The organism is Massilia haematophila, from assembly GCF_042647645.1.
GTDB classification, from domain to species: domain Bacteria; phylum Pseudomonadota; class Gammaproteobacteria; order Burkholderiales; family Burkholderiaceae_D; genus Telluria; species Telluria haematophila.
This window is the reverse complement of sequence record NZ_JBHRVV010000001.1, coordinates 3836763-3848424: the sequence shown is the minus strand read 5'-3', so window position 1 is coordinate 3848424 and position 11662 is coordinate 3836763. Positions and strand designations below refer to the sequence as shown.

13 protein-coding genes are annotated in these 11662 nt (G+C 63.7%); 8 read left to right on the top strand and 5 right to left on the bottom strand.

The genetic code is table 11. The annotated features are described in order from the left end of the window. Positions 1 to 3 precede the first annotated feature (3 nt). Positions 4 to 1074: a sugar-transfer associated ATP-grasp domain-containing protein gene (locus ACFOPH_RS17080; RefSeq protein ID WP_312551080.1), complete on the top strand. Its 1071-nt coding sequence runs from the start codon at positions 4 to 6 to the stop codon at positions 1072 to 1074. Between the two features lie 85 nt (positions 1075 to 1159). Here ACFOPH_RS17080 and ACFOPH_RS17075 read toward each other — a convergent pair whose 3' ends face one another. Continuing rightward, positions 1160 to 1654 carry an Hcp family type VI secretion system effector gene (locus tag ACFOPH_RS17075; protein ID WP_312551084.1) on the bottom strand — a complete coding sequence of 165 codons (495 nt, stop codon included), beginning with the start codon at positions 1652 to 1654 and terminating at the stop codon, positions 1160 to 1162. Between the two features lie 127 nt (positions 1655 to 1781). Between ACFOPH_RS17075 and ACFOPH_RS17070 the strand changes: the two genes are divergently transcribed. From ACFOPH_RS17070 to ACFOPH_RS17060, 3 genes are all read left to right on the top strand, one after another. Continuing rightward, positions 1782 to 2321: a lysozyme gene (locus ACFOPH_RS17070; protein WP_312551078.1), complete on the top strand. Its 540-nt coding sequence runs from the start codon at positions 1782 to 1784 to the stop codon at positions 2319 to 2321. 9 nt (positions 2322 to 2330) lie between these two features. Then, positions 2331 to 2786, top strand: a complete 456-nt coding sequence (locus ACFOPH_RS17065; RefSeq protein ID WP_312551076.1) for a hypothetical protein — start codon at positions 2331 to 2333, stop codon at positions 2784 to 2786. Positions 2787 to 2993: 207 nt separating this feature from the next. After that, entirely contained in the window at positions 2994 to 4640 is a 1647-nt protein-coding gene (locus ACFOPH_RS17060) for a CehA/McbA family metallohydrolase (RefSeq protein WP_379736580.1), read from the top strand. A gap of 196 nt (positions 4641 to 4836) precedes the next feature. Here the strand turns inward: ACFOPH_RS17060 and bfr are convergent, their stop codons facing one another. Both bfr and ACFOPH_RS17050 read right to left on the bottom strand, forming a co-directional pair. Beyond that, positions 4837 to 5307, bottom strand: a complete 471-nt coding sequence (gene bfr / locus ACFOPH_RS17055) for a bacterioferritin (protein ID WP_312551072.1) — start codon at positions 5305 to 5307, stop codon at positions 4837 to 4839. A gap of 104 nt (positions 5308 to 5411) precedes the next feature. Further along, complete coding sequence (locus ACFOPH_RS17050) at positions 5412 to 5624, bottom strand: (2Fe-2S)-binding protein (RefSeq protein WP_379736578.1); 213 nt, start codon at positions 5622 to 5624, stop codon at positions 5412 to 5414. A 211-nt stretch (positions 5625 to 5835) separates the two neighbouring features. Here ACFOPH_RS17050 and ACFOPH_RS17045 point away from each other — a divergent pair, with 211 nt between their 5' ends. From ACFOPH_RS17045 to ACFOPH_RS17030, 4 genes are all read left to right on the top strand, one after another. After that, positions 5836 to 6093: a FeoA family protein gene (locus ACFOPH_RS17045; protein ID WP_312551070.1), complete on the top strand. Its 258-nt coding sequence runs from the start codon at positions 5836 to 5838 to the stop codon at positions 6091 to 6093. A gap of 3 nt (positions 6094 to 6096) precedes the next feature. Then, a complete protein-coding gene (gene feoB / locus ACFOPH_RS17040; RefSeq protein WP_312551069.1) occupies positions 6097 to 7977 on the top strand; it encodes a ferrous iron transporter B in 1881 nt (626 codons plus the stop codon). 2 nt (positions 7978 to 7979) lie between these two features. After that, positions 7980 to 8243, top strand: coding sequence for a DUF6587 family protein (locus tag ACFOPH_RS17035; protein ID WP_312551068.1), 264 nt, complete (start codon positions 7980 to 7982; stop codon positions 8241 to 8243). A gap of 161 nt (positions 8244 to 8404) precedes the next feature. Beyond that, positions 8405 to 8944, top strand: a complete 540-nt coding sequence (locus ACFOPH_RS17030) for an REP-associated tyrosine transposase (protein WP_312551066.1) — start codon at positions 8405 to 8407, stop codon at positions 8942 to 8944. A 46-nt stretch (positions 8945 to 8990) separates the two neighbouring features. Here the strand turns inward: ACFOPH_RS17030 and ACFOPH_RS17025 are convergent, their stop codons facing one another. After that, on the bottom strand, positions 8991 to 9857 hold the full coding sequence (locus tag ACFOPH_RS17025) for a DUF72 domain-containing protein (protein WP_379736575.1): 867 nt from the start codon (positions 9855 to 9857) through the stop codon (positions 8991 to 8993). A 61-nt stretch (positions 9858 to 9918) separates the two neighbouring features. Then, positions 9919 to 11502, bottom strand: coding sequence for a methyl-accepting chemotaxis protein (locus ACFOPH_RS17020; RefSeq protein ID WP_312551062.1), 1584 nt, complete (start codon positions 11500 to 11502; stop codon positions 9919 to 9921). Positions 11503 to 11662: the final 160 nt, after the last annotated feature.

Sequence of the window (11662 nt, the reverse complement as noted above, 5' to 3'; positions counted from 1 at the left end):
TGAATGCAAGTCATTAAAGACATACAGCGCGCCTGGTCGCAATTGCGCGCCGGAAAAGCCGATCAGCCTTACCTGCCGTTCTGGCGCCAGCTCGCCGAGATGACGGCCCTGTTCCTGGTGCGCCGCATCGGCCCCGGCTATTACCTGCAGGCGCGCTGGTGGCGTACCTCGGTGCCTTTCGCCGACAAGTGGGCCCACGTCAACAAGAAGGAATACAACGAATTCATCGACCGCTGGAACCGCCGGCCCTACCAGAAGAGCTCCCAGCACAAGGTAATCGAAAAGGCGATCCTGCAACTGGTCGGCGTGCCGACTCCGGAATTCATCGGCTTCATCCACCCGCAGCGCGGCGCGCGCGCCGATGGCACGTCGCTGCGCAGCCTGGCCGACCTCGAGGCGCTGAGCCGCGAGCTGGTCGGCAATAAAATCTGCTTCAAGCTGGTGGAAGGCTATGGCGGCGCCGGCTTCTTCGCGTTCCAGGTCGAGGAAAGGGACGGCCAGCCGGTCTTCGTCCATCCCTTCAGCGGCGCGGTGACCACCCTGGCCGAGTGGTGGGACAAGGCCGGCAACAACCGCGACGGCTACATCGTCGAACATTACCTGCCGCAGCATCCGGTGTTGGCGGCGATCCACCCGAATTCGCTCAACACCCTGCGCATCTGGCTCTATCAGGCGCGCGGCGAGTGCCGCATCGCCGGCGCTTTCCTGCGCGTGGGACGCAAGGGCAGCCTGGTCGACAACACCAGCAGCGGCGGCATCTTCTGCCCGGTCGACCTGGCGACCGGCACCCTGACCCACGCCGCCAACGCCAAGAACCCGCTCGACACCATGGACGCGCACCCGGACACGGGCGGGCGCATCAGCGGCGTGCAGCTGCCCTACTGGCGCGAATGCCAGGAAGTCGCCATGCGCGCGCTGCAGGCCTTCCCGCACGTGAACGTGGCCGGGGTGGACGTGGCGATCGGCGTCGACGGCCCGCGCATGATCGAGCTGAACGTGCGGCCGGACCAGATCGGGTGTGCGCGGATCAATTTGCCGCTGAAGCAGGTGGATCGGTGGATGAGTGCGGCCTGAAAGGATAAAGAAGCCTCTGGCGAAAGACCCGAATAAAGTAAAAAGCCCCGGAATTCTGCCGGGGCTTTTTTTACGTTCGGGGGCCTTATGCGGCCACTTTATTGGCGGCGAGATCCCATCCGCCCATCGTCGTGCCGCCGGTGCCGCCTCCAATTTTCTGCTGCGTGTATTTCCACTTCACCTTCGAGAACTTCAGGCTGACATGTTCAGCGAGGATCGCGCCCGCTTCGATGCCTGGGGTAATTGCGCCGATGAGCACATTTTCCAGCTCGATTTCGAAATACTTGACCGGCGTACCGTTGCCGTCGGCGCGCATGAACTCGAACTTTGCCTTGGGGATGGTTTTGCCCATCGCGCAAGTCTGCATCAGGATCGGCGACGATAAATCAGCCAGCTTGCTGAAGGTGACTTCCTGCACCTCGACGCGCTCCGCGGTGTGTCCACCGCCAGTCGACGCCGTGGCGCTGCGGGGTTGAATCAGTCCCCAATTCACCGATTCGCATTCGATCCAGTCCTTATGTTTGTCGTCCTGGGACTCGCCCTTGATCCCATCGATCTGGAGATATACATCGATTGCCATCATTCCTCCACATATTTGTTGAGCCTGCCATGTTGCAGTACTCAATGCAGAGCTCGCTTGCGTGGACTCAACGAGTCGACGTATTGCGGTGCTAGATTGAACGTTTGTCCCGACTGCGGAGGATGTGATGACCGACGTGCCCGGCAAGCCTGAAGCTGGCAAACCTGCTGTGAAGATGACGATGAGCCCCGAGGCCAGGGCGAAAATGCGGGCAACGGAAAAGAATGTCTACAAGTACTACAACGACATGGGCAAGAACAAGGGGCATTGCACATGGGGTGCGGGCATTCTCGCCCACAAAGGAGTCTGTACAGAAGAAGAGCTCGGCAAGAAAGTCAGTGCCGGGATGGTCGATCAGGAATTCGAGCACCGCGTGGCGGAGGCTGAACGTACGGTCCTCCGCAATATCAAGGTGCCGATCAGCCAGGCCCAATTCGATGCACTTTGCAGTCTGACTTATAACGCAGGGCCAACCGGCGCGAACGGCACGTATGGCTACGTGAATGCGAACGATTTTGAAGGCGCCGCCTCCAATATCTCGAAGATGATCAGAGTTCAGGTTAAAGAGAAGGGCAAGACGAAATATGTCATTGCTCCAGGGTTGATCAAGCGCCGCGAAGAGGAAAGTGCTCCTTTTCGCGTGAAAAAAGAAAATGCTGCTAAATAGGGGGGAGATATGTCTGTCCTGATTTCTGTCTTGCGTCAACGCACGACGATATTTCCAGTTGTCGTAGCGCTTGCTTTCACAAGCGTGGTAAGTCCTGTACATGCTGGCGATAACCAGGAACGTAGCGTTATTGGCAAATGGCGGTTGAAGGCTGCGCTCGATGCATCTGAGATAACGTCGCTCGATGAGCGAGAAGCAAAGCAGCTTGTCGGAAAAGTTTTTACGATAGCGCCAGACAGGGTTGAGTTCGGCACGCGGAAATGCTTACCGCCAGAGCTTGAGGCCGAACGTGTCGAGCCTCGGCTGTACCTGCGCGAGCAGGCGCACGCAAGCGCCTCGAAGCTTGGATTACCTAATCCTGTAACGGTCGTTGACCTCGGCTGCACTGTCGCGTTCATCAAAGCCAAGGACAGGCTTGTGATCCATTGGGACGGCTGGTTCTTCGACGCTCGGCGCCAGCGGTAGCGGTAATTTGACGCTAGTCGGAGCAGATCGCCTGTACGCGGATCAACCTGCGCCGAAGCAGATGGATCGGCGAATGAGTGCGGCCTGATGGGCTGAAAGGCAGCGTCAGCCAAGCGTTGTTCTTTCGTCAAACAATGTGTAATAAATAGCAATAAAATCTACCTCTAGCGCAAAGGCAATCCCTGATGCAATTGCAAAAATTGCATCATGAAAATCTCACTCCTCTCCCCGTCCCTTCTCGCCTTTTTTCTCCTGTCGGGCTGCGCCTCCGCCGCCATCGACGAGCACAGCGAGTTCGAAGCCACCCTGCACGCGCCTTATCGGGCGCCTGATCCCGCGCGCCCCGATGCGCGTACCTTCACGCTGACCTTTGATTACCCGAATGCGCGCCGCGCCCAGCGCGTCGACTGGCAACTGGAACTCATCCACCTGGGCGGGCGCGTGGTGCGGCGCTGGCAGGGCAGCACACGCATGGACCGTGGCCCGGTCTCGGTGCCGGTCGCCTGGTCGGGCCTGGACGCCGGCCCGCTGGCGGCCGGTGTCTACCAGGTGCGCCTGCGTGCCGGCAGCCGCGACGCCGAGGCAGTGGCGCCTTCCAATGACGTCCACGAACAAAGCTGGCAGATCGAGATCGGCCCGGCGCAGCGTCCGGCGACGCCGCAGTTCGCGCCGCTGCCGGTGGGCCGCGGGACATTGCAGGCGGCGCCGGCACTCGGCGCGCTGCCCTACACGGTTTATCTCGGCAACCTGCACAGCCAGACCAACCACAGCGACGGCGGCGCCGAGCTGGATAATTGCAAGGGCGCCCAGGATCCTTTGACGGCGAAATACGGCCCGGACGCGGCCTTCGCCTACGCCCACAAACACGGGCTGGACATCCTGGTCGCGTCCGAGCACAACCACATGTACGACGGCTCGGACGGCACCAATGCGAACGCCGATCCGGCTACCGCGACCGGCCTCTACCGCAAGGGCCTGGAGACCGCGGCCGCCTACAGCGCGGCCAACCCGGGCTTCCTGGCGCTGTACGGGATGGAGTGGGGCGTCATCAACAAGGGCGGGCACGTCAACATCTTCAACAGCGACCAGTTGCTGGGCTGGGAAAAGAACGGCAAAGGAGAACTGCTGGCCGACATCGCCACGCCGCGCAGCGACTACGCGGCCATGTACACCCTGATGCGCGAGCGCGGCTGGATCGGGCAGTTCAACCACCCGTCGACCAGCGGCCAGTTCGCCATCAATGGCCAGGCGCTCGGCTACACGGCCGACGGCGACGAGGCGATGGCGCTGTGCGAAGTCGCCAACAGCACCGCCTTCTCGACCAACGACCGCGAGGGCGAGACCCGGCGCAGCAACTACGAGGCGGCCTGCAACAAGCTGCTGGAAGCGGGTTTTCATGTGGCCTTCAGCACCAACCAGGACAACCACTGCGCCAACTGGGGCACGGCCTACAGCAACCGCACCGGCATCCTGGTCCCGAACGGGACGCCCCTGGGCCGCGCCAGCTTTGTCGAGGCAGTGCGGGCGCGGCGCGTGTTCGCGACCATGGACAAGGGCTCGCAACTGGTCCTGACCGCCAACGGCCGCCTGATGGGCGAGCGCTTTACCAACAGCGGTCCCTTGACCCTGGTGGCGAACTTCGCCAGCACGGCCGGCAAGCAGGTGGCGGCGGTGGCGATCATGGAAGGGGTGCCGGGGCGCGGCGGCATGGTGACGCAATTGTCGAGCGAGGCGACGACGACCTTCACGCCGGCGCCGGGAGCGCACTTCTATTATGCGAAGGTGACCCAGGCCGACGGTAACGTGCTGTGGTCGGCGCCGGTGTGGGTGACGCAGGAACAGGTGCAGCCGTAGGGTGGGGGCTGCGCCGCCCACGCGGGGAAAGATAACGGCTCCGATAGCGTGCCGGATGATCTTGCCGCACACTATCACCGCGTGGGCACGGGGCGCCCACCCTACGGTCGAGGCCAGCAATTCCAGGAGCGGCAGCGGAGTGCAAACAAAAACGGCGGACTCAAGGTCCGCCGTTCCGTGTGCAGTGCGATGAGATTTATTCGCCCATCTGGCTCTGCAGGTAGTTCTGGATGCCGACCTTGACGATCAGGTCGAGCTGGGTCTCGAGCCACTCGATGTGCTCTTCGGTGTCTTCCAGGATCATCAGCAGCAGGTCGCGCGAGACGTAGTCGGCGGCGGCTTCGCAGGCGGCGATGCCTTCCTTGACGGTCAGCTGGGCGGCGCGCTCGAGCTTCAGGTCGCATTCCAACATTTCCTGGGTCGATTCGCCGATCAGGATCTTGTGCAGGGCCTGCAGGTTCGGCAGGCCGTCGAGCATCAGGATGCGGTCGATCAGCTTGTCGGCGTGCTTCATCTCGCCGATCGATTCGTCGTATTCCTTCTTGCCGAGCTTCTCGAAGCCCCAGTGGCGGTACATGCGCGCGTGCAGGAAGTACTGGTTGATCGCGGTGAGTTCGTTGGTCAGCTGCGCGTTGAGCAGCCGGATGACGTTGGGATCGCCCTTCATGATTGTTTACCTTGTTGTGGTGATGTTGACGCAATCATAGCAAAGGGCGCGTCAAGGCGTGCCGGAAACCGGCGAGCGCCGGTCCGGCAGGGGATAGGCTCAGCTTAGGCGAGCTGGGCCGTGCGGAAGCTCAGTTCGGTAACGGTCGTCTTGCTGTCGATGGCTTCGTGCAGGACTTCGCGGGCGTAGCTGACGCATTTGCCGCAGCAGGTGCCCAGGCCCAGTTCCTTGCGCAGCTCGGCCACCGAAGTGATGCCGAGGTCGACCGCCTGGCGGATTTCACGGTCGGAGATGTTGTTGCAGACACAGACGATCATCGAAGTTCCCTTGCTACCGGATTAAGCTTGCTTGTCTAATAATGAGAATCGTTCTCATTCGTGTTCTATTCTGCTGAAACTCGGCCGGGAACGCAAGCGAATTTGTTGCGTATCGATCCTGCAAATAGAAATAATTCGCATTTAGGTTTATGATGCTAGTATCTGTCTCATCAGCGCTACATATAGTGCGTCACATCAACGGATCGTTGCCATGACTCTTGCTCCCACCCTGACCACCCTCGACGCCCTGAAGGTTGGGCAGACTGCCACCGTGATCCACCTCGCGCCGACCGCGCAGGGCGGTGCCGACGTTCCGCGTCGCCTGATGGAACTGGGCTTCGTGCCGGGCGAACGCATCCGCATGCTCAAGCGCGGCCTGCCGGGCGGCCCGGTGGCGGTGAAAGTCGGCGAGTCGACCTTCGCCCTGCGCAAGTTCGAGGCCGCACTCGTATCAATTCAGCCGGAATAATCGATGGGTGTCATGGAACAACAGGTGGCGACACGCGCGCCCCTGATCGCATTGCTGGGTAATCCGAACTGCGGCAAGACCGCACTGTTCAACCGTCTTACCGGCTCGCGCCAGAAGGTCGCGAACTACGCCGGCGTCACCATCGAACGCAAGGAAGGCAGCTTTACTTCGCCCGCCGGGCGCGCGCTGCGCGTGCTCGACCTGCCGGGCGCCTACAGCCTGTCGGCGCAGACGCCGGACGAGGCGATCACGCGCGACGTGGTCGCCGGCCTGCGCAAGGGCGAAAGCGCGCCCGACGTCATCGTCTGCGTGGTCAACGCGACAAATTTGCGCCTGAACCTGCGCCTGGTGCTGGAGATCCAGCGCCTCGGCCTGCCGATGGTGCTGGCCCTGAACATGGTCGACGTCGCGAAAAAGCGCGGCATCGAGATCGACACCGCGGCCCTGTCGAAGGAACTCGGCATGCCGGTGGTGGAAACCGTCGCCATCCAGGCCGGCGGCGAGCGCGCGCTGCTGGACGTGCTCGACCGCATCGACCTCGATGCCCGCGTCAAGCCGCAGCCGCTGGCCGCGATCGACGCCGTCCCGGTCGAACAGACCCAGCGCGAAGTGCGCCGCATCGTCGACGCCTGCGCCAGCCATGCCCACGACAAGGGCAACCTGTCGGAAACGATCGACAACGTGGTGCTGCATCCGTTCGCCGGTCCGGTGATCCTGGCGGCGATGATGTTCGTGATCTTCCAGGCCGTGTTCAGCTGGGCCGAAGCGCCGATGGACTTCATCACGAACAGCGTCGACGCGCTCGGCGCCTGGGTCGGCTCGACCATGGCCGAAGGCCCGCTGCACAGCCTGATCGTGGACGGCATCATCGCCGGCGTCGGCGGGGTGCTGGTGTTCCTGCCGCAGATCCTGATCCTGTTCTTCTTCATCCTGATCCTCGAGGACATCGGCTACCTGCCGCGCGCGGCCTTCCTGCTCGACCGCATGATGGGCGGCGTCGGCCTGTCGGGCCGCGCCTTCATTCCGCTCTTGTCCTCGTTCGCCTGCGCGATTCCCGGCGTGATGGCCGCGCGCACCATCCAGAATCCGCGCGACCGCCTGGTGACGATCATGATCGCGCCGCTGATGACCTGCTCGGCGCGCCTGCCGGTGTATGCGCTGCTGATCGCCGCCTTCATCCCCGACCGCGAAGTGGGCATCTTCAACCTGCAGGGCCTGGTGTTGTTCGTCCTGTACGCGCTGGGCGTGGCCAGCGCGATGGGCGTGGCCTGGTTCATGAAGCGCCGCAGCGGCAGCGGCCAGCACCCGCTGATGATGGAACTGCCCGCCTACCACTGGCCGCACCTGCCCTCGCTGGCGATCGGCCTGTGGGAACGCGCCGTCATCTTCCTGATGCGCGTCGGCACCCTGATCCTGACGCTGATGGTGCTGCTCTGGTTCCTGTCGAGCTTCCCGGGCGCGCCGGAAGGCGCGACCCACCCGCCGATCTACTACAGCGTGGCCGGCATGCTGGGCCGCGCGCTGTCGGTGGTCTTCGCGCCGATCGGCTTCGGCTGGGAGATCTGCATCGCGCTGGTGCCGGGCATGGCCGCGCGCGAAGTGGCGGTCGGCGCGCTGGGCACCGTGTACGCCCTGGCCGGCTCGGGCGACGACGTCGCCAACACCCTGGGCCCGCTGATCGCCGGTTCCTGGTCGATGGCGACCGCGCTGTCGCTGCTGGCCTGGTACGTGTACGCGCCGCAGTGCATCGCGACCCTGTCGACGGTACGCCGCGAGACCGGCAGCGCGAAATATGCCTGGATGATGGCGGGCTACATGTTCGCGCTGGCGTACACCGCTTCCTTCATCACCTACCGCGTCGCGCTGGCGCTGGGCGGAGGCTGATCATGTGGCAGGAACTGGTCGTCGGCCTGTTCGTCGCGGTGGCGGCGGTGTACATCGGCGCCAAGTACCTGCCTGCCGCCTGGCGCGTCAGGATCGTCAACCGCCTCTCGCGCGGCGGCGCCGACTCGAAGCTGGTGCGCTGGCTCGATACCGGCGGCAGTTGCGGGAGCGGGTGCAGCAGCTGCAATACCTGTGAGACGCCCGCTGAGCCGACGCCGCCGGCGGGGGCGAAGCATAGGGTGATCAAGCTGCACGATAAACGCTGACGGTTCATTGCTGGTTGATGGGGCTTGCTCGGGGTTCGTAGGGTGGGTACTCGTACCCACGCGTTCTCACCGCCGGCATATGTCAACGTTTCCGCTACGCCCCACACACGATTGACCAATCACACAGCGCGGGCTCGGCCGGCGGCCTACGATGCCGCACCATGTCACGCTACCGTCGCCTCCATACGGGCTCCACGTTCTTCTTCACGGCCGTCTCCTATCGACGCCGCCCGATCTTTTGCGATCCGGCGCTCCGCGCAAGCCTCAGAAAAGCAATCCAGTTCGTTCGCACGACCCGGCCCTTCGTCATCGATGCATGGGTCATCTTGCCGGATCATATGCATTGCATCTGGACGCTACCGGATGGCGATTCCGATTACTCGAAACGCTGGTTCGCAATCAAGCGCTTCGTGTCCACGAACTATGGCCGAAGACTGCACGATCCGCGACTACTGACCCAATCACGACAGAGCAAATGCGAGTCGACCATTTGGCAGCGGCGGTTTTGGGAACACGGCATTCGGGACGATGTCGATTTCGAACGGCACATGGATTACATCCATTTCAATCCGGTGAAGCACCGATACGTGCCGCAGGTGAGGGAATGGCCGCATTCGACATTTCATCGATATGTTCGTGAAGGTGTGTATCCGGCCGATTGGGGCGGGACGCCGGATATCGGCGAGATGTTGATCGAGTAGCGGTGGGGTAGACAAGAGTAAGGAAAGGTGGGTACGAGTACCCACCCTACAACCCCAGGGCTTCGATGAGCCGCTTCGCATCGTACGGCGCATGCACCTTGATGTCGTTATCGAAGTAGCAGTACACATCCCGGCTCTTGCGCTTCGGCGGCGGTTGCGACGACACCCGCCGGCACGCCTCCGGCTCCCCACCCGTGCTCCAGGCGCGGATCCGCGCGGCCCAGCGTGCGATCGCCTCGTCGTCGTAGCCGCTGGCATACAGCTCCTTGTCGCCATGCAGCCGCAGGTACATGAAGTCGGCCGTCACGTCCTCGATATAGGGCCACTTGCCAGCGGTGTCGGCCACCACCAGGGCGACGTTGTACTTGCGCAGCAGGGCGATGAAGCGTTCGTCGCGAAAGCTCTCGTGGCGCACCTCGACCGCGTGGCGCATCGGGCGCTTCGTCTCCATCGCCAGCGAGACTTTCCCTTCCATGCGCGGCTGGTACTGGCGCGCGCGCTCCAGGGCCGCTTCCGTGTCGTGCGGCAGCAGGCCGAGGAAGTGTTCGAAGCGCGCGTGATCGAACTTCACCATTTCGGGAAACTGCCACAGGAAGGGACCGAGCTTTTCGCGCAGCTCGAACACGCCCGAGGCCAGCACGTTGGCGAGCGGCCCCTCGATGTCCTTCAGCTTGAGCATGTGGGTCAGGAAGCGGTTGCCCTTGACCGCGAACAGGAAGCCCGGTGGCGTGGCCGCATACCAGGCGGCGTAGCTTTCCGGACGCTGCAGGGAGTAGAAGGAGCCGTTGATCTCGATCGTCGGCAGCTGGCGCGAGGCGTAGTCGAGCTCGCGCGCCTGCGCCAGTCCCTTGGGGTAGAAGACGCCGCGCCAGGGCACGTAGCGCCAGCCGGATATGCCAATGTGGATCGCCATGGGGCGATCATAGGGTCCTTGTGCCGCCGGGCTCGGTGCGGTGCCGAACGCGGTGCGGAGATCAGGCCAGGGCCGGGAGCTTACGTGCGCCGCCCCCGGCCACGACCTTGAACACGCCCACCACCTCGGACAGGCGGTCGGCCTGCTGGCGCATCGATTCGGCGGCGGCCGCCGCTTCCTCGACCAGGGCGGCGTTCTTTTGCGTCACGCCGTCCATCTCGGCGATCGCGCGGTTGACCTGGCCGATGCCGGCTTCCTGCTCGACGCTGGCGGCGGTGATGTCGCCGATGATGCTGTTCACCTGGCGCACGCTGGCGACCACTTCCTGCATGGTCGTGCCGGCGTCGTTCACCAGCTTGCTGCCCGCATCGACCTTGCTGACCGAATCGTCGATCAGGGTCTTCACCTCGCGCGCCGCCGCGGCCGAGCGCTGCGCCAGGTTGCGCACCTCGCCGGCGACGACCGCGAAGCCGCGTCCCTGCTCGCCGGCGCGCGCGGCTTCGACCGCCGCGTTCAATGCCAGGATGTTGGTCTGGAAGGCGATGCCGTCGATGACGCCGATGATGTCGACGATCTTGCGCGAGGATGTGTTGATCGACTCCATCTTCTGCACCACCTGCTGCACGACTTCGCCGCCGCGCACCGCCACCTCGGCCGCCTTCGAGGCCAGCGTGTTGGCGTGGCGCGCGTGTTCCGCGTTCTGCTGGACGGCGCCCGTCAGCTGCTCCATCGAGGAGGCGGTTTCCTCGAGCGAGCCGGCCTGCTGCTCGGTGCGGCTCGACAAATCGTGGTTGCCGGCCGCGATCTGGGCCGAGGCGCTGGCGATCGCCTGGATGCCGAGGTCGACTTCGCCGACGATGTTGTTCAGGCTGCCGTTCATCTCGCGCAGCGCGTCGAGCAGGTGCGCGGTCTCGTCGTGGCCGCGCACGTCGATCACGGCGGTGAGGTCGCCGGCCGCCACGGTGCGCGCGACCGTCACGGCGCGCGCCAGCGGCTGGGCGATGCTGCGCGAGAGCGTCAGGCCGAACAGCATGATCACGCCGGACAGGACGATCGTGGCGCCCGAGAACCAGGCCACGCGCGGCCAGAACACGGCGCCGACGGTGTCCATGTAGACGCCGGAACCGATGACCCAGTCCCAGCCGGGAATACCCTGCACGTACGACACCTTCGGCACCGGCGCCTGTTCGCCGGGCTTGGGCCACATGTAGGCGACGAAGCCGGCGCCGTCCTTGCGCACCACCTCGACCATCGCCACGAACAGCCGCAGGCCGTTCGGGTCGGCCATCGCGCCGAGATCCTGGCCGTCGAGCTCCGGCTTGGTCGGGTGCATCATCATGCGCGGCGCCATGTCGTTGACCCAGAAGTATTCCGAGCCGCTGTAGCGCAGGGTCTTCAGTTCGGCCAGCGCGGCGCGCTTGGCCTCGGACTCGTCCATCTTGCCGCTGGCGGCGGCCAGGCGGTAGCGCTCGATCACGCCGCTGGCCACCTCGACCGCCTGGCGCACGCCGTGGCCGCGCTCCTCGAGGATCAGCTTGCGCTCGGAGACCAGGAAGCAGGTGGCGACGATGGCCATGCCGATCCCGGTGCAGATGGTGAGGAGGCCCAGCTTTCGGGCAATGTTCAGGCGCGGCAGTTTTCTCATGAGCGATGGTGGGTGGGTTGAAAAGAAGCCGTCGCGTCCTGCGACAGCGGAGTTTGAATAACGGTTACAAGGAACTGGTAAAAAGTTCGCAAGTATATGTCTTTGTTGCAAACCATAAACATTCCACCGCAAATCTTCCGATGCCTTTTTGTGCTGGCGC